The organism is Pseudomonas sp. TS_SC_3 (genome assembly GCF_056156225.1).
On the sequence record NZ_CM149586.1, the window covers coordinates 3,750,737 to 3,767,921 of the forward strand.

Below are 17,185 nucleotides of genomic sequence, written 5' to 3' on the forward strand. Positions count from 1 at the left end.
ATAAGCCCGCTGCAGCAACACAAAAGGATAATAGCGATGACAGACATGACTATTACTCATGAAGTCTGTGCGTGAGCCAGCGCCTGCCACCGCTCTACGCCCTGCGCGCCTTTGAAGCGGCGGCGCGGCATTGTTCCTTTACCCGCGCCGGCGAAGAGCTGGCGATTACCCAGAGCGCCGTCAGCCGCCATGTGCGTACCCTGGAGGAACACTTCGCTTGCCGCCTGTTCGAGCGCAGTGGCCGCAGCCTGCAACTCACCGAGACCGCACGCATGTTGCTGCCGGGCCTGCGTGAGGGTTTCGAGGCGCTGGAGCGGGCCTGCAGCACCCTGCGTGTTGACGACACGGTACTGCGCCTCAAGGCCCCGTCGACCCTGACTATGCGCTGGCTGCTGGCGCGGCTGTCACGCTATCGCCTGAGCAGCGCCCGTGAGGTGCAACTGACCAGCGCCTGGATGGACGTGGACAAGGTGGACTTTCTGCACGAACCCTTCGACTGCGCCGTGCTGCTCAGCCAAGGCGATTTCCCTGAGGAGTGGGAAAGCACCGAACTGTTCGCCGAATGGCTGATTCCGGTTTGCGCGCCGGAGGCCTTGAGTGAGCAACACTGGGATGTGCCGCGCTTGCAGGCCGCCGAACTGCTGCACCCGACGCCAGACAGACGCGACTGGCGGCAGTGGCTGCAGGCCATGGGCCTGGCCGATCAAGTGGCGCTCAAGGGTGGCCAGGTGTTCGACACCCTGGAGCTAGGCATGGTGGCGGCGGCGCGCGGTTATGGTGTATCGATCGGCGATCTGGTGATGGTCGCCGAGGATGTCGCTCAGGGCCGGCTCGGTTTGCCCTGGCCCAGCGCGGTGCCCAGTGGTTGCAGCTACTACTTGGTATGGCCCAAGGCCCGTCGCGGGCAGGAGCGCTTTCGCCATTTACGTGATTATCTAATCGCCGATGTAGCGGCGATGCAGCTGCCGGTGGTGGCGCGAGTAATGGGTGGCGAGCGTTAGTGTGGTTGCGCGTAAGGCGTAAAAAATATTGGACTACTCGTTATTGGCTTTACTCGATAACTGGTTTTAAAACAGATAGTTACGCTACAAGTTGGTGTGGTTGTGTACTGCTCACGATCTGATTTACTAACAAAGCGCGCTTATTTGTTTGACATATTTTACGGCTTTGGCAGACTGGCCCCAGCAGTTTCGACTGCCGAGTCGATGCAACGAGCCGCTCCCTAGGCTCTCCAGCATGGCTTGGCGCAGGCGTAACTGGCGATAAAACAGGAGGCCGCGTGACGATCGTCAGCCTTCCTGCACAGCAACGGCAGGCCCCTTGCCTGCTTCAAGGTGACGTATGTCCAATAACAATATGAAACAGCGCTCTGCGGCGCGTAAACCGGTGGTCCTGATGTCCATGGGCACCCAGGAGCGCAAAGGCCACGCTTATCAGGTCATGACCCACAAATACATCACGCCATTGGCCGAGTTGTCCGGTTGTGTGCCGCTGCTGGCGCCGAGCTGCTGCGGTATTGATGACATCGATCAGTACCTGTCGATGGTCGATGGCGTGTACCTAACCGGTGCCGGTAGCAATATTGATCCGGCGCTGTACGGCCAGAAAAATAAAACCCCGAGCAAAGGTCAGGATAAAGAGCGTGATCTGTTTGATATCGCCCTGATTCGCGCGGCGCTTGAGCGTGGCATCCCGCTGTTTGCGATTTGTCGGGGCATGCAGGAAATCAACGTGGCACTGGGCGGCACCATTCACCAGAAAGCCTATGAAGTGCCGGGCATGAATGACCACCGCGAAGACCCTAACGACCCTGTGGCGGTGCAGTATGCCGACAGCCATACCGTGCAAGCGCTGCCCGGCAGCTGGTTTGCTGAGCTGATGGGCGAGGCGACGTTCCCGGTCAATTCGCTGCATGGCCAGGCGCTCGATCAGTTGGGTGAGGGGGTCGAGGCCCTGGCTCATGCCGAAGATGGTTTGGTTGAGGCGATTCACCTGCCCCGCGCTGAGCAGTTCACGTTGGCGGTGCAATGGCACCCCGAGTGGCAAGCGGCGCAGAACCCGCACTCGGTGAAAATCTTCCAGGCGTTTGGTAACGCTTGCCGTGAGTACGCGGTGCAGCGCACGCAGTAAAAGGCCATAGCCTGCATCGGATGTGTACAAAAAAGCCCCGGAATGGGGCTTTTTTGTGTCGGTTATTCAGGTGTCGCTGCTGCTGGGGCGGTATTGCAGCGCTTCGCCCAGGTGCTGGCGTTGGATGCTCGCCGCACCATCTAAATCCGCCAGGGTGCGCGCCACTTTTAATACCCGATGAGCTGCGCGTAAGCTCAGGCCCAGGCGCTCGCAGGCGTTCTCCAGCCATTGGCGGTCTTCGTCAGGCAGGCGGCAATGCTGCTGTACGCCGTTAAGATCCAGGTGCGCATTGGCGCAACCTTGCCTATCCAACTGGTGCTGGCGAGCTTGAATGACTTGGGCGGCCAGCTCGGCGCTGCTAGGGCCCGGTTCTACGCAGGCGTCGAGGCGCGTCGTTTCGCGCGGCACCGTGAGGTGCAGGTCGATACGGTCGAGCAGCGGGCCGGAGAGCTTGCTGCGGTAGCGCTGAACCTGCTCGCTGCTGCAACGACAACGCCCGGAAGGGTCACCCAAATGCCCGCAAGGGCAAGGGTTCATCGCCGCCACCAGCTGAAAACGCGCGGGAAAACGCACCTTGTCGCGGGCGCGGGCGATGACAATTTGCCCGCTTTCTAGAGGCTCGCGTAAAACTTCCAAGACCTTACGGTCAAACTCCGGAAGCTCATCAAGGAACAGAACACCGTGATGGGCCAGGGTAATCTCACCCGGCTGCGGGCGACTGCCGCCGCCAACCAGCGCTGGCCCGGATGCACTGTGATGGGGCGTGCGAAAGGGGCGTTGTGGCCAGGCGCTGAGCGGCGTGTGGCTGGCCACGGAATAAATCGCCGCCACCTCCAGCGCTTCCGCCTCATTCAGCGGTGGCAGCAAACCGGGTAGGCGGCTGGCCAGCAGGGTTTTACCGGTGCCGGGCGGGCCCGTGAACAATAAATTGTGCGAACCTGCGGCGGCTACCAGCAGCGCGCGTTTAGCGGCAATTTGGCCCTGCACTTCGGCCAGGTCCGGGTAGGGCAGTATCTGCCGCAGCAGCCCTTGGGCCTGGTAAGGCGCGAGCGGCGTGTGGCCGTTAAGGTGCGCGGCAATCTCCAGCAGGTGTCCGACGGCAATCACCGTCAACCCCGAGGCCAGGCTGGCTTCCTCGGCATTGGCTTTGGGCACCACTAAGGTGCGTCCAGCCGCGCGGGCAGCCAATGCCGCAGGTAAGACGCCCTGTACTGGGCGAATTTCCCCGGAGAGCGCCAGTTCGCCCAGGCATTCGAGGTGCTCTAGGGCGCTGGCCGGCACCTGGCCGCTGGCGGCGAGAATGCCGAGGGCGATTGCCAGGTCGAAACGGCCGCCGTCCTTGGGTAAATCCGCAGGCGCCAGATTGAGGGTGATGCGTCTGGGTGGGAAGTCGAAGGCGCAGTTAAGGATGGCGCTGCGCACCCGGTCCTTACTTTCCTTGACAGCAGTTTCCGGCAGGCCAACCAGTGCCAGTGAAGGCAGGCCGTTGGCCAGGTGCGCTTCGACGGTGACGGCAGGCGCTTCAACACCCACTTGGGCGCGGCTGTGGACTATGGCCAGGGACATCGATCACTCCTTGATCGGCTGATGCATCCGCAGTGGGCGTTATTCGCGGGTAGCGGGGGCGTCTGCGCTGCGTGCTTCCATCTCGGCTACTTTGGCTTCGAGTGCTTCCAGGCGGGCGCGGGTGCGGGCCAGCACAACCATCTGGCTGTCGAACTCGTCGCGGCTGACCAGGTCGAGTTTGCTGAAGGCGCTCTGCAGCAGCACCTTGAACTGTGCTTCGAACTCGCCGTGCGGCAGGGGCGCATCACCGTTGAACAGGCGCGAAGCGTGAGTGGTCAGGGCGTCTAGTAGGGCTTTAGGTGGCAACATAATGAGGTTCCATTTCCGAGTGGTGGCAGTGTAGCACGCAGCTTTGGCGGGCTTACCGGCTGCTGCTGGCGCCGTATTGGCAAGCCCGCACGGTTTTCGCGCGTTGATAGGTTGGCTGCTGCACTGTTGTTGTGCGGTGGTTGTTGCTCGTTACCTGACTAAATGCGCTGTTTGCCGGGTAACTGCATGAAATGAATAGCTTTTAGCGTACCTGGCAAGCTTTCTGCTAAGTCTCTTGTGACACACGCGCCGATGCAGTTGCGGTGCGTCAGGCGAGGTGGGAAATGCTTCGCCTAGAGCGGTTGCTGAGCATCGGTGCCGCTGGGTTGAGCATGCGATGCATTACAAAAGCCAGGCACAGCGCTTAGACTTAAACCGGGTTCGTAATTCCTGGGGCAAGTCCACCATACACGGGAGAGAGTTACATGAAGCTAGTCACTGCCATCATCAAGCCGTTCAAGCTGGACGACGTCCGTGAGTCACTGTCGGAGATCGGCGTGCAGGGCATCACTGTTACTGAAGTGAAAGGCTTTGGTCGCCAGAAGGGCCATACCGAACTGTACCGCGGCGCTGAGTACGTGGTCGATTTTTTGCCAAAAGTGAAAATCGACGTGGCCATCGCTGACGATCAACTCGATCGCGTGATCGAGGCCATCACCAAGGCTGCCAACACCGGCAAGATCGGTGACGGCAAAATTTTCGTTGTAAACCTGGAACAGGCGATCCGCATCCGTACCGGCGAAACCGGCACCGACGCAGTTTAAGCCTCCGCACGAACCCCCACGCCCCAGGAGTTAAACCATGACTCTGCGTCAATTCGCAGGGCTAGGAGCCCTTTTGTCTCTCGTTCCTGGCGTTGCCATGGCCGAAGAGGCAAGCCTGAACAGCGGCGACACCGCTTGGATGTTGGTCGCCACTGTACTGGTGCTGTTTATGACCATCCCCGGTCTGGCGCTGTTCTACGCCGGCATGGTGCGTTCGAAGAACGTGCTGTCGGTGTTGATGCAGTGTTTTGCAGTCACCGGGTTGATCAGCATTCTGTGGGTCGTTTACGGCTACAGCCTGGCCTTTGACAGCACCGGCATGGAGCAGGGGGTCGTCAACTTCAACTCCTTCGTCGGCGGTTTTTCCAAAGCCTTCCTTTCTGGTTTGACCCTGGACAGCTTGGTGGCTGGGATTCCGGAGAGTGTCTTCATCACCTTCCAGATGACCTTCGCCATCATCACTCCGGCGCTGATCGTTGGTGCCTTTGCCGAGCGCATGAAGTTCTCGGCCATGCTGATCTTCATGGCGGTGTGGTTCACCCTGGTGTATGCGCCTATCGCGCACATGGTCTGGGGCGGCGACGGGGCACTGATGTGGGACTGGGGCGTGCTCGACTTTGCGGGCGGCACCGTGGTGCACATCAACGCCGGTATCGCCGGTCTGGTGGCCTGCTTGGTGCTGGGCAAGCGTAAAGGTTTTCCAACAACGGCCATGCCGCCGCACAACCTCGGTTATACCCTGATCGGCGCAAGCATGCTCTGGGTTGGCTGGTTCGGCTTCAACGCAGGTTCTGCGCTGGCCGCCAACGGCAGCGCCGGTATGGCCATGCTGGTCACCCAGATTGCCACCGCTACTGCGGCGCTGAGCTGGATGTTCGCCGAGTGGATCACGCACCGCAAACCCAGCGTTTTGGGCATTGCCTCGGGTGCCGTGGCGGGGCTGGTGGCGATCACGCCGGCATCCGGTACCGCGGGGCCGATGGGCGCTTTGGCGATTGGTCTGGCAAGTGGGGTGATCTGCTTCTTCTGCGCCACCAGCCTGAAACGCAAGCTGGGTTATGACGATTCCCTCGACGTGTTCGGCGTACACGCCGTGGGCGGCATTGTCGGCGCCATTCTCACCGGAGCGTTCGCCGCACCGGCCTTGGGTGGCTTCGGCACGGTGGAAGACATTCCGGCGCAGTTGTGGATCCAGTTCGAGGGGGTGGCCTTCACAGTGGTGTACACCGCGGTGGTGACCTTCGTGATTCTGAAAGTGATCTACCGAGTAATGGGCCTGCGTGTCAGCGAAGAGGAAGAGACCATCGGTCTCGATCTCGCCCTGCATAACGAGCGCGGCTACAACCTATAAGCACACGGAGCGCGTCCGGAGCCAACCCGGACGTCTTAACCGAATAGCGCTAAAAAGCGTAACGGCAAGAGGTGAACCATGGACAACACAGCATTGACTGCACTGCAGTACGGTTTTGATACCTTCTACTTTCTGGTTTGCGGCGCCTTGGTCATGTGGATGGCAGCGGGTTTTGCCATGCTCGAATCCGGTCTGGTGCGAGCCAAGAACACCACTGAAATTCTTACCAAGAACATCGCCCTGTACGCAGTGGCGAGCATCATGTACCTGGTGATCGGCTACCACATTATGTACTCCAGCCCGGAAGGCGGCATCCTACCAAGCCTGGGTTTCCTGCTGGGTGAAGAGAACAGCGTTGAGTCGGTACTCGCCGGCGGTGACGATGCCCCTTACTACTCGGCGCGTTCGGACTTCTTTTTCCAGGTGGTGTTCGCCGCGACCTGCATGTCGATCGTCTCCGGTGCCGTGGCTGAGCGTATGAAGCTGTTTGCCTTCCTGGCGTTCGCTGTGGTCATGACCGGTTTCATCTACCCGGTGCAGGGCTTCTGGAAATGGGGTTCGGGCTTCCTCAACGAAGCGGGCTTCCTCGACTTCGCAGGTTCCGGTGTGGTGCACATGGCTGGCGCTACGGCTGCTCTGGCTGGCGTACTGCTGCTCGGCGCCCGTAAAGGCAAGTACGGCCCCAATGGCCAGGTTAACGCCATTCCGGGTGCCAACCTGCCGATGGCTGCGCTGGGTACCTTCATCCTGTGGATGGGCTGGTTCGGCTTCAACGGCGGTTCGCAGCTGAAGATGAGCACCATCGAAGACGCCAACGCTGTGGCTAACGTGTTTGTGAACACCAACATGTCGGCTGCCGGTGGCCTGATCGCCGCGCTGATCGTGGCACGCATCCTGTTCGGCAAGGCTGACCTGACCATGGCCCTCAACGGTGCCCTGGCTGGCCTGGTGGCCATCACGGCTGAACCGCTGACCCCGACTGCCCTGCAAGCCACCCTGATCGGTGGCGTGGGTGGCGTGCTGGTGGTCTTCTCGATCCTCGGTTTGGACAAGCTCAAGCTCGACGATCCAGTCGGCGCCATCTCCGTACACGGTGTGGTCGGTATCTGGGGCCTGCTGGCGGTCTGCCTGACTAACAGCGACGCTACTTTGGGCGCGCAGCTGCTGGGTATCGGTTCGATCTTCGCCTGGGTCTTCGTCTGCAGCCTGATCGTCTGGTCGCTCATCAAGCTGGTGATCGGCCTGCGCGTCAGCGAGGAGGAAGAGTACGAAGGTGTGGACATCGCCGAATGCGGCATGGAAGCATATCCGGAATTCACCAAGCGTTAATTCCCTCTGGTTTCAGCAAGGGCGCCCTCGGGCGCCCTTTGTTTTTTCCACCGCCGGGGCTGCGCGGCTGCTTAAGCTTGAATTGGCGGCTAAACTCGGCGTCTTCTGCGCTGCTGCGTGACAAAACAGGTGTCGGCGCAGTTGTGATGAAATGGCAACAGACCCTAGAATGCGCGCCGTTGAGCGCCGATCGCCGATGCGCGGGTCTCAGCCAAGCAAACACCCTTGGAATTTTTATCAGCTGCGTTAGAAAGCTGGTGCAGCTGGGCTATAACTACTCTGCTTTTCGCAAGTCATGAGGTTGGAACATGAGCGACGAAGATCTGGAACACGACGAATTAGAAGGCGCTGACGAAGACGAAGGCGAAGAGCTGGCTGCTGCCGATGATGGCGACAGCAGTGATGATGGCGACGGTGATGATGAAATCGTACCCGTTAGCAAAGCTAAAAAAGCTAAAGCAGCGGTCTCGATAGACGACCTGCCAAGCGTAGAAGCCAAGCAGAAAGAGCGTGATGCCCTGGCCCGCGCCATGGAGGAGTTCCTCTCCCGTGGCGGTAAGGTGCAGGAGGTCGAGCCCAATGTGGTCTCCGACCCACCCAAAAAGCCAGAAGGCAAATACGGCAGCCGCCCTATCTAAGCGCTTGCGCTGCAACCAAAAAAGCCCGCATGCATAAGCTCGCGGGCTTTTTTGTGGCCTGACATTCCTGGCGGTCAGCGCTGTTTATGCCCAGCTGTGCAGCAGTGCTGGCAGCTCGGCAAGGCTGCAGATCTGTCCATCCGGGTTGCTGTCGGCCCCCCAGTCCTTGCCCTGGGGGTTGAACCAAATGGCGCGCAGGCCTGCAGCTTGCGCCCCGGCAATGTCATCACTGGGGTGATCACCGATATGCACGGCGTGTTCAGCGGCCACACCCGCGCGCTTTAGCGCTTCGGTAAAGGGTTTAGGGTCTGGCTTACCGACGCCGAGGTCTTCTGCGCAGAGGGCGAACTGGAAGTAGTCAGCCAGGCCCAGGCGGCGCACATCAGCATTACCGTTGGTAATCACCCCAAGTTGGAAGCGGTTGGCTAATGCCTCAAGTGTTGGGTGTACCTCGGCGAACAGCTCAACCTGATGGCGCGCGGCGAGAAATACCTGAAAGCCGGCTTCGGCCAGCATCTGTGCATCACTGTGCGGATAGCCGGCGTTTTCAAGTGCGTGAAAAAGAATGCGTCGGCGCAGTTCACTCAGGCGATGCTTAAGCATCGGTTCAGCCTGCAGCAGGTTGGTGCGGATCGACCACAGGTGCTCCACCGGCACTGCACCCAAGCGCGGCGCGTGCATCGCCAGCCAGTTGCGCAGTGCCGCTTCGGCGTCCTGCATCACCGGGGTGACATCCCACAACGTGTCGTCGAGATCGAAAGTAATCAGCTGAATGCTCATTCTGTGCCGCCTTTACGTTTGGCTCTGGGGTGAGCCTGGTCATAGACCGTGGCCAAGTGCTGAAAATCCAGGTGGGTGTAGACCTGGGTGGTGGCAATGTCGGCGTGGCCGAGCAGTTCTTGTACGGCGCGCAGGTCTTGGGACGACTCCAGCATATGGCTGGCAAAGCTGTGGCGCAGCATATGCGGGTGCAAGTGTTGCCCCAGCTCACGCACGCCAGCCTGGCGCACCCTTAACTGCACAGCGCGCGGGCCGATGCGTCGGCCCTGCTGGCTGATAAATACGGCGCCATCGGCAGGTCTAGCCAGGGCCCGTAGCGGCAGCCATTGCTCCATGGCATTGCGCGCCATACGGCCAATGGGCAGTTCGCGGGTCTTGTTGCCTTTACCGACCACGCGCACCAAGCCTGCAGCGAGGTCAAGGCCATCCAAGTTGAGGCCCACCAGTTCAGATAAACGCAGGCCCGAGGAGTAAAACAGCTCAAGCATGGCCTGATCACGGCGGGCGATAAAATCGTCCTCCAGGGCGCCGTCGAGCAGTTGCGCGGTACGGTCGGCATCAAGGGTTTTCGGTAGGCGGCGTTCGCCCTTCGGTGGTGTCAAGCCGCTGGCTGGATCACTCTGGCAGTGCCCTTCACGAATCAAATAACGATAGAGCCCGCGGGTGGCCGAGAGCAGGCGCGCCAGGCTGCGGCTGGATTGGCCCTGCATATTCAGGCGGCCGACCATACGCCTTAGGCGCGAGGTATCGAGTGCGCTCCAGCTGTCGATTTCTTCGTGGGTGCATAGCACCAGCAACTTGCTCAAGTCGTGGCGGTAGCCAGTCAGGGTATGGGAAGAAAGCTGGCGCTCGCTGCGCAGGTGTTCGAGGTAGGCGTCCAAGAGGTCTTGCATGGAAGCTCCCTGCGGTGCGGTTGCTGCGGTGTTAAGTGCTAACGCACCGAGCGTAATGGTGTGGCGAAGCCGGGCACGACGCGGGCCAATACTTCGGCGATGTAGCCGAGAAACAGCGTACCCAGTGAGCTTTTATAGTGCTGCGGATCGCTACTGCCAATCGCCAACACGCCGTGCAGGCCTTGATGAGCAATGCTCACCACGGCTGCTGAGCCAACCTGTGGGCTGTCTTTGCTGCCGAATAAAAAGCTCAGCTCGTGTTCACGCAACACGCCGCAGATGGTTTTGCCGCCGGCCAGCAGGCCGCCGATAGCCTGGTGCGCTTCGGCGCTGCTGACCGAGCGGCCGACAGGCAGTTGCGCGTCGCTGAATAGGATCAGGCTGACAAAGGGCACCTGAAACTCGCGGCGCAGGCTGTCTTCGACACAGCTAACCACCTCTTCCAGGCTATTGGCGTCGAGCAGGTCGAGTACCAGGCGGCGGGTCTTGTCGAACAACCGATCGTTATCGCGGGCCACATCCATGAGCTGCGAGAGGCGCTGGCGCATCTCGATATTGCGCTCGCGCAGCAGTTTCACCTGGCGCTCGACCAGCGACACGGTGTCGCCGCGCTGATGCGGAATACGCAGCTCGGGAATCAGCTCGTCGTGGTCGACAAAGAACTCTGGATGCAGGCGCAGATAAGCAGCAACGGTTTCTGAATCCAGTACTTTCGGTGAGTCCTGTTTGTCGGTCATGGGCGCTGCTCGGTCATAAACGAACCTGTCCTTCGTACACCCGGACGGCGGGGCCGGTCATCATAACGGGCTGGCCTGGGCCCGCCCACTCGATGCTCAGTTTACCGCCGGGCAACTCAATCTGCAGCGGGGAGTCCATCCAGCCCTGGCTGATCGCGGCCACAGCCGCCGCGCAGGCGCCGGTACCGCAGGCTTGGGTTTCGCCCGCGCCGCGTTCCCAGACGCGCAGTTTGGCCTGTTTGCGGTCGAGCACTTGCAGAAAACCGACATTCACCCGCTGCGGGAAGCGTGGGTGGTGTTCAAGCTTCGGCCCCAGGCTGTGCACCGGCGCGCTGTCGACACTGTCGACGCGCAGCACGGCATGCGGGTTGCCCATGGACACGGCAGCCAGCTCAACAGTCTGACCGTCGACGGCCACGCGGTAGCTCAGCGCTTGCTGTTCGGCTTGGAATGGGATGTCGGCAGGCACCAGGCGCGGCGCACCCATGTTGACGCTGATCTGCCCGTCGCTGCGTACATCCAGCTCGATGATGCCGCCCTTGGTTTCCACGCGCATCTGCTTCTTCACCGTCAGGCGCTTATCCAACACGAAGCGGGCGAAGCAGCGCGCGCCGTTGCCGCACTGCTCCACTTCCGAGCCATCGGCATTGAAGATGCGGTAGCGGAAGTCGACGTCCGGGTTGCTCGGCGGCTCGACAATCAGCAACTGATCGAAGCCCACGCCGGTGTGGCGGTCGCCCCAGGCTTTGGCGTTTTTGGGCTGAATATGCGCGTGCTGGCTGACCAGGTCGAGGACCATGAAATCGTTGCCGAGGCCGTGCATTTTGGTAAAGCGCAATAACATGAGCGGGTCCTTTTAGCTCGCGGGCGGCAGGCAGTGTTCGCCTGCAAAGAGCTCGCTGAGCGTCTCCCGACGACGCACTTCGAAAGCCTGATCGCCATCCACCATCACCTCGGCGGCGCGGCCGCGGGTGTTGTAGTTGGAACTCATGACAAAGCCATACGCACCGGCTGAACACACGGCCAACAGGTCACCTTCAGCCAGGGCCAGGTTACGGTCTTTGGCGAGGAAGTCGCCGGTTTCGCAAATGGGGCCGACGATGTCGTAAGTGCGTGTTGCACCAGCGCGCGGCTCAACGGCGACCACATCCATCCAGGCTTGGTACAGCGCTGGGCGGATCAGGTCGTTCATCGCCGCATCAACAATGGCGAAGTCCTTGTGCTCGGTGTGCTTGAGGTATTCGACCTGGGTCAGCAATACGCCAGCGTTGGCGACAATCGAACGGCCCGGCTCAAACACCAGGGCCAGATCGCGACCCGCAATGCGCTCACGCACAGCCTTGATGTAATCGCCCGCCAGCGGCGGTTGCTCGTCGCGGTATTGCACGCCAAGGCCGCCGCCGAGGTCCAGGTGCTTGATCTGGATGCCGTGCTCGGCAAGGTTATCAATCAGTGCGAGCAAGCGGTCGAGGGCGTCGAGAAATGGCGGCAAGGTGGTCAGCTGCGAGCCGATATGGCAATCGACGCCCACTACCTGCAGGTTCGGCAACGTGGCAGCGCGCGCATACACGGCGGGCGCATCGGCGATGGCGATGCCGAATTTGTTCTCTTTAAGCCCGGTGGAAATGTACGGGTGTGTGCCGGCGTCAACGTCTGGGTTTACCCGCAGCGAGATCGCCGCTGTCTTGCCCAGCTCCGCCGCCACCCCTTGCAGGCGTTCTAGCTCGTCAGTGGATTCAACGTTAAAGCAGTGCACGCCCACTTCCAGCGCGCGGCGCATGTCATCACGGCTTTTGCCAACACCGGAGAAGACGATCTTGCTCGCCTCGCCGCCGGCAGCCAGCACACGTTCCAACTCGCCACGCGAGACAATGTCAAAACCCGCGCCGAGGCGCGCCAAGACGTTCAGTACACCGATATTGGAGTTGGCTTTGACGGCAAAGCACACCAAATGCGCCATGCCCTGCAGGGCATCGGCATAGGCGCGGTACTGCGCTTCGATGTGCGCACGCGAGTAGACGTAGGTCGGCGTGCCGAAGCGTTGGGCGATGGCGGACAACGCCACCCCTTCCGCGAACAGCGCACCGTCGCGGTAGTTGAAGGCGTTCATGCGCTGTCCTTATTCGGTTTGTGCAGGTTCAGCTGCAGGTTCAGCTTGTGCGGGCACAGGCGCGCTTTCTTCCGGCAGGAACAAGGGGCCTTTCTGGCCGCAGCCAGCGAGCAGTGTGCTGAGAGCAATTACGGTGAAGAGGGCAGTAAACAACCGCTTCATGATGGAATCCCTGTAATAAAGCATGATTGCGCCGGAGTATACCGAGCCCCCGACGCCTTGCCTATGCGCTGGGTTTCCCGTCCGGCGGGGCCTGCCTGTCTCTTCGGCGCCAGCCAGAATCAGCTGTCCGAATGGGCATTCCCGCGCCCAGCACCTGTGCAGCCATGCGGGCTGATGTGCAGTAAATCGCCGGGCGTTTACTGCTTAGTCCGCGTACCCTGCAGCCGCGTTTGCCCGAAGCCGGGTTATCCTTCACCCGTTGTTGGATGAAACCCACCGGCCATTGCGGCTGGATGGTCCGCTTGATGTGCTGCTGCACTGGGCACGGCAGGCGATGTCGCCGCCACGTGAGCGAGCGTTAACCACTGCAGCCTGGGTTGTTATGTGGCTGCTGCATTTTTTGAGGTGTGTCGTAATGAGTTTGACCGAAGCCCGCTTTCACGACCTGGTTGATGCCACCCAGCAGGCGGTGGAAGATATTTTTGATGACTGCGACCTGGACATTGACCTGGAAAACTCCGCCGGGGTGCTGACCGTTCGGTTTGAGAACGGCACCCAGTTGATTTTCAGCCGTCAGGAGCCGCTGCGCCAACTTTGGTTGGCGGCGCGTTCCGGTGGTTTCCATTACGATTATGACCAGGCCAGCGAGCGGTGGATCTGCGACAGCAGTGATGAGCAACTGGGCGAAATGCTGGCGCGTATCACCTTGGAGCAAGCGGGTGTAGACCTTGAGTTTGAAGAACTCTGAGCCTGTCGATGAGCCGGTGGCCTCGCCCTGCCGCCGGCAGTGCTGCCTGGATGAGCAAGACATTTGCTTGGGGTGCGGGCGTACGCTGCAGGATATTCTCGACTGGAGCAAAGCCGACCGGCCGCGCCAGCGTGCGATCTGCGTGGCTGCCGAAGCGCGGTTGCGACGCTGCAGCAACAACCCTTGACCCGGCGGTCTTGTTTATTTGAGTGGCTGTGATACGGTCAGACAAATCTTGCAAAACCCCATCTTCGTGATGGGGTTTTGCTTTTTTCACGATCAGTAAAGGGGACATACCCGCACCATGACCAGCACATCTTCGCTCATCATTACCCGTCTTGACCTGCAGCGCCTGGAGCACCTGCTCGACAGCCTGGAGGACTTCGGTCCCAATGCCACTGCGTTGCAAGCCGAGCTTGACCGCGCCGATGTGGTGGGCCACGACGAGGTGCCAGCCGGGGTGGTGACCATGAATTCGCGGGTACATTGCCGGGAAGAAAGCAGCGGCAAGGACTATCACCTGACCCTGGTTTATCCGCAGGATGCCGGCGGTGAAGGTTGCGTGTCGGTGCTGGCGCCGGTCGGTACGGCCCTGTTGGGGCTGTCTGTCGGGCAGCACATCGACTGGGTCACGCCCAGCGGCAAAGTGCTCAAGCTGACCCTGCTGGCGGTGGAATACCAGCCGGAAGCCGCGGGCGAATACAGCCGCGACTGAGTCGCGTGCCTAGGCTTTTTGCAGGGCCTGATTGAGCGCCGCTTCCAGGCGGCTCTTATAGCGCAAGTAATGCACGCTCTGCATGTGCCCCTCACCAAGTACCGCGGACAAATCCAGGTCAGTGATATAGCAGGGGTAACGTGCGCTATCGCGGCGTTGCGCCAAGATATGCTGAGCCACGGCGGCGAACAGGTCGCCGGCATATTCCAGCTCAGAAAACTCGCGATGGTTGCAATACAGGGTGACGTGCGAGCGCTTGCCGTCACCTGGCTCAACGATGGCCTGCACGTCATAGAACGGGTGACTGATCGGTGACAGTGGCGGCGGGCGTCGCTCCAGGCGCTGCGCACGCAGTGGCGCATCCGGCAGCACTTGGTAATAAAGAATATCCAGCGGCTGATGCGCCGGCAGGTTATCCAGTGGCAGCAGGGCATTGCGCCGGTACAGCACCGACTGCAAAAAGCGTTGCAGCGGCGTTAGCAAGCTCTGCTCATCCCGATAGGGCATCTGTTGGCGCCACAGTGCGTTGTGCTCATCGAGCACGCTCAGTTCCGCCGTAGCGTTGGCTTCATTGAGGCGGTAAAACACCTGAATGCACTGCGGCCGGCCGAGCGGCAGAATCAGCGCCAGGTCTTCACCCTCCAGGGCGCTGCGGTCCACGTGCAGCTCGCTGTAGCCGGGCAATTCCTCACCTAAATGTTGCACCAGGGCCGGCAGGTCTTTCAGGCTGGTGTGGCTAACGTGGCCGGGCTTCAGTTCGAGCACGTGGTACTGCTGCTTGATCTGTAGCAGGTAGCGGTTGGCGTATTCGCTGCTGAAGCTGCTTAAAGTTTCGCGGAACAGTTCTTCGACCCGTTCGGCGATGGCCGTGGCGCGGTTGCGGCAGAAACACGCCACGCGCAGGTTGGGCTGCTTGCCCTTGGCGGGCAGGCTGTTGAGGAAGTCGCGCAGGCAATCGAGCAGCGCATACGGGCCGTCATAGCGGGTCACCAGCAACTCGTTCCAGCTGTTCAGGGTGACTTGATCGACCGTCAGTATCAGGTTCTCGCGCACCCCGGAATACCCCAGCGCATCGGTGCGCTCGGTGGTCATGTGCATGTTCATCTGGCTGAACTGCTTCAACGGATCAAGACCGACGTTGACCAACAGCAGCACCTCACTGGGCACGCTGGCGCTGAGCAAGGCGGCTTCATCGATCGCCGGCAGTGGCAGCGGTATCGTTTGCTGCAGGCTGCTGAGCAGGTTGGACAGTTCGAACTCGGTTAAATCGCTACTGCCAGCATGCAGCGACAGGCGTGTGCTGTTATCGATCACACCATTGCGCTGGCACCAGGCGAGCAGCTCAATCAGCTCACGCGAGCGCTTGAGCGGCGAGAAGTCGGTCAGGTCCTGTGCGTTAACGCTGCCGCTGTAGAGCGCCCACAGCGTTTCATTGGGTTCATCCGGGCTCGGGCTTTGCGCCAAGGTCAGGGTGTCTTCGGCCAGATCCGGGGCAACGCCGGGGTTGATGAACTCAATCTTGCCGGCCTTGCGTTCAAAGGCGGCGTACAGGCGTCGGCCGAGAATGCCGAGGTCGCGGCTGTTGAGCGAGCTACCCACCTCGGCGTTGCGGGCGAATTCAGATAAAAAGCGGTAGCTGTAAGTCAGCTCATTGACCAGCATGCGCCGCTCCACGCTGACCTGGCGCACCTTCCATTGGCTGCGGCTGTCGAGCATGGCCAGCTGGCGGCTGTCCCAGTTCCAGTCGCGGGTCAGGCGTTCGAGCAACAGGCGTTGCCAGCTTTTACGGCTGTTACGCGGCGGGCGGCTGAGTTTTTTGTCGACCTTGAGGTACAGGCAACGGCGGATCAGCTCCAGGCGCTCGTGCTCACCACGCGTCTTAAGGTATTCCTCCAGCCGGCGGTAGACCACGATATAGGGGTCGAGCTCATCGACGTCCAGGCGATTGGCGAATACAGCCTGCTTGAAGCGCAGCGACAGGCATTCAACCTTGGGGTGTTCGCTGGCGTAGACCTCAGTCAGCAGCAGCTTAAGCACTGACTTGTAGGGGGACTCGATGCCCTTGAACAGCTGCCACATACCGGCCCCGATAAACTCTTCAGGCGGTATGCGGGCCAGGTGACCGAGGTCGATGACATCTTCGGCGCGCACAAAGCGCTTGGCCAGCAGGGTACTGGTGTAATGCTGATAGCGGTGTTCTTCGTACACCGGCACCAGCCACCACAGCGGTGTACGCCCGCCGAGCCAGATGGCGGTGCGGTAGAACTCATCGAGCAGCAGGTAATGTTGGGTGGTGCCGCAGTCATCCGAGGTCAGTTGTGCTTCGCGCTCGCCCTGAGTGAAACGCGCGGGGTCGATTAGAAAGAAGTGTGCCTCGGCCCCAAAGGTGGCCGCCCAGCTTTCCAGTAGTGCGCATTTCTTCCCCAGCTCAAGCACGTGTTGCGCGCTGAGGTCACTGGCGTGGCACACCCACAGGTCCATATCGCTTTGCTCGGCCTGGGCCACGGTGCCCAAGCTGCCCATCAAAAACAGGCCGTGAATCGGCAGAGCTTGTTTGTCTCGGTACGGTTTGTAGGCGAATGAGCGGGTCAGGCGTTGCACTTCGGCCAGCAATTCATCGTCTGGTTCGAAGCCGCTCAGGCCGGCTGGGGTTTGCGCGGACACGTAGCCAGGTAGCAGTGGATGATTGACGTGCAGCAGCAGCGGCAGCAGTTTCAGCACCAGTTGTTGCCGTGTTGATAACGCCTGCATGGCGCGCTGCAGACGGCCTTGGTTCACCAGGAGGAAGCGCGCGCGCAGCTGCGTCAGTACCTTGCGATCGATACCGTCTTCAATGTCCGGGCGAATTTCCTGGGTGCGGCTCATGCGGATGCTCGTTGTGTCGATGCCCTAAGCCTATCAGCTGCCCCCGCGATTGGAACCTGCTGAGCGGGTGTGCAGCCCACTGGCGCAG

Annotated in this window: 18 protein-coding genes; 9 read left to right on the top strand and 9 right to left on the bottom strand. The window is 60.8% G+C overall.

Features of this window, described 5'->3' with window-relative positions:
• Positions 1 to 71 precede the first annotated feature (71 nt).
• Together AC0J6G_RS17615 and AC0J6G_RS17620 are read left to right on the top strand one after the other, a co-directional pair.
• Positions 72 to 1,001 (top strand): LysR substrate-binding domain-containing protein, encoded by a 930-nt coding sequence (locus AC0J6G_RS17615; RefSeq protein WP_475249957.1) that lies wholly within the window; start codon positions 72 to 74, stop codon positions 999 to 1,001.
• A gap of 340 nt (positions 1,002 to 1,341) precedes the next feature.
• Entirely contained in the window at positions 1,342 to 2,130 is a 789-nt protein-coding gene (locus AC0J6G_RS17620) for a gamma-glutamyl-gamma-aminobutyrate hydrolase family protein (protein ID WP_475249959.1), read from the top strand.
• Positions 2,131 to 2,196: 66 nt separating this feature from the next.
• Here the strand turns inward: AC0J6G_RS17620 and AC0J6G_RS17625 are convergent, their stop codons facing one another.
• Together AC0J6G_RS17625 and AC0J6G_RS17630 are read right to left on the bottom strand one after the other, a co-directional pair.
• Positions 2,197 to 3,696 (bottom strand): YifB family Mg chelatase-like AAA ATPase, encoded by a 1,500-nt coding sequence (locus AC0J6G_RS17625; RefSeq protein WP_475249961.1) that lies wholly within the window; start codon positions 3,694 to 3,696, stop codon positions 2,197 to 2,199.
• Positions 3,697 to 3,735: 39 nt separating this feature from the next.
• Positions 3,736 to 4,005: an accessory factor UbiK family protein gene (locus AC0J6G_RS17630; protein ID WP_475249963.1), complete on the bottom strand. Its 270-nt coding sequence runs from the start codon at positions 4,003 to 4,005 to the stop codon at positions 3,736 to 3,738.
• A 425-nt stretch (positions 4,006 to 4,430) separates the two neighbouring features.
• Here AC0J6G_RS17630 and glnK point away from each other — a divergent pair, with 425 nt between their 5' ends.
• The 4 genes from glnK to sutA all read left to right on the top strand — a co-directional run bounded on the left by glnK (position 4,431) and on the right by sutA (position 8,087).
• Complete coding sequence (gene glnK / locus AC0J6G_RS17635) at positions 4,431 to 4,769, top strand: P-II family nitrogen regulator (protein WP_021700071.1); 339 nt, start codon at positions 4,431 to 4,433, stop codon at positions 4,767 to 4,769.
• A gap of 37 nt (positions 4,770 to 4,806) precedes the next feature.
• A complete protein-coding gene (locus tag AC0J6G_RS17640) occupies positions 4,807 to 6,120 on the top strand; it encodes an ammonium transporter (protein WP_475249966.1) in 1,314 nt (437 codons plus the stop codon).
• 78 nt (positions 6,121 to 6,198) lie between these two features.
• A complete protein-coding gene (locus AC0J6G_RS17645) occupies positions 6,199 to 7,449 on the top strand; it encodes an ammonium transporter (protein WP_475249968.1) in 1,251 nt (416 codons plus the stop codon).
• 308 nt (positions 7,450 to 7,757) lie between these two features.
• The gene (gene sutA, locus AC0J6G_RS17650; RefSeq protein WP_475249970.1) at positions 7,758 to 8,087 is read left to right on the top strand and encodes a transcriptional regulator SutA; all 330 of its coding nucleotides are present in this window, start codon (positions 7,758 to 7,760) and stop codon (positions 8,085 to 8,087) included.
• Positions 8,088 to 8,171: 84 nt separating this feature from the next.
• On the opposite strand, the gene AC0J6G_RS17655 is transcribed toward sutA, so the two are convergent.
• From AC0J6G_RS17655 to lptM, 6 genes are read right to left on the bottom strand one after another with little or no spacing between them, the layout of a single operon-like run.
• On the bottom strand, positions 8,172 to 8,867 hold the full coding sequence (locus AC0J6G_RS17655) for an HAD family hydrolase (protein WP_475249972.1): 696 nt from the start codon (positions 8,865 to 8,867) through the stop codon (positions 8,172 to 8,174).
• The gene (gene xerC / locus AC0J6G_RS17660; RefSeq protein ID WP_475249974.1) at positions 8,864 to 9,760 is read right to left on the bottom strand and encodes a tyrosine recombinase XerC; all 897 of its coding nucleotides are present in this window, start codon (positions 9,758 to 9,760) and stop codon (positions 8,864 to 8,866) included. The genes AC0J6G_RS17655 and xerC overlap by 4 nt, the downstream gene beginning before the upstream one ends.
• Positions 9,761 to 9,798: 38 nt before the next feature.
• The gene (locus tag AC0J6G_RS17665; protein ID WP_475249976.1) at positions 9,799 to 10,497 is read right to left on the bottom strand and encodes a DUF484 family protein; all 699 of its coding nucleotides are present in this window, start codon (positions 10,495 to 10,497) and stop codon (positions 9,799 to 9,801) included.
• A 13-nt stretch (positions 10,498 to 10,510) separates the two neighbouring features.
• The gene (dapF, locus tag AC0J6G_RS17670; RefSeq protein WP_475249978.1) at positions 10,511 to 11,341 is read right to left on the bottom strand and encodes a diaminopimelate epimerase; all 831 of its coding nucleotides are present in this window, start codon (positions 11,339 to 11,341) and stop codon (positions 10,511 to 10,513) included.
• A 12-nt stretch (positions 11,342 to 11,353) separates the two neighbouring features.
• Positions 11,354 to 12,607, bottom strand: a complete 1,254-nt coding sequence (gene lysA / locus AC0J6G_RS17675; protein WP_475249980.1) for a diaminopimelate decarboxylase — start codon at positions 12,605 to 12,607, stop codon at positions 11,354 to 11,356.
• Positions 12,608 to 12,616: 9 nt separating this feature from the next.
• A complete protein-coding gene (gene lptM, locus AC0J6G_RS17680) occupies positions 12,617 to 12,793 on the bottom strand; it encodes an LPS translocon maturation chaperone LptM (protein WP_475249982.1) in 177 nt (58 codons plus the stop codon).
• Between the two features lie 391 nt (positions 12,794 to 13,184).
• On the opposite strand from lptM, the gene cyaY reads away from it, so the two are divergent.
• From cyaY to rnk, 3 genes are all read left to right on the top strand, one after another.
• A complete protein-coding gene (gene cyaY / locus AC0J6G_RS17685; protein ID WP_475249984.1) occupies positions 13,185 to 13,517 on the top strand; it encodes an iron donor protein CyaY in 333 nt (110 codons plus the stop codon).
• Complete coding sequence (locus AC0J6G_RS17690) at positions 13,498 to 13,704, top strand: DUF1289 domain-containing protein (protein WP_475249986.1); 207 nt, start codon at positions 13,498 to 13,500, stop codon at positions 13,702 to 13,704. The genes cyaY and AC0J6G_RS17690 overlap by 20 nt, the downstream gene beginning before the upstream one ends.
• Before the next feature lie 117 nt (positions 13,705 to 13,821).
• Positions 13,822 to 14,232: a nucleoside diphosphate kinase regulator gene (gene rnk / locus AC0J6G_RS17695; protein ID WP_475249988.1), complete on the top strand. Its 411-nt coding sequence runs from the start codon at positions 13,822 to 13,824 to the stop codon at positions 14,230 to 14,232.
• 9 nt (positions 14,233 to 14,241) lie between these two features.
• On the opposite strand, the gene AC0J6G_RS17700 is transcribed toward rnk, so the two are convergent.
• The gene (locus tag AC0J6G_RS17700; protein WP_475249990.1) at positions 14,242 to 17,097 is read right to left on the bottom strand and encodes a class I adenylate cyclase; all 2,856 of its coding nucleotides are present in this window, start codon (positions 17,095 to 17,097) and stop codon (positions 14,242 to 14,244) included.
• Between the last annotated feature and the right edge of the window lie 88 nt (positions 17,098 to 17,185).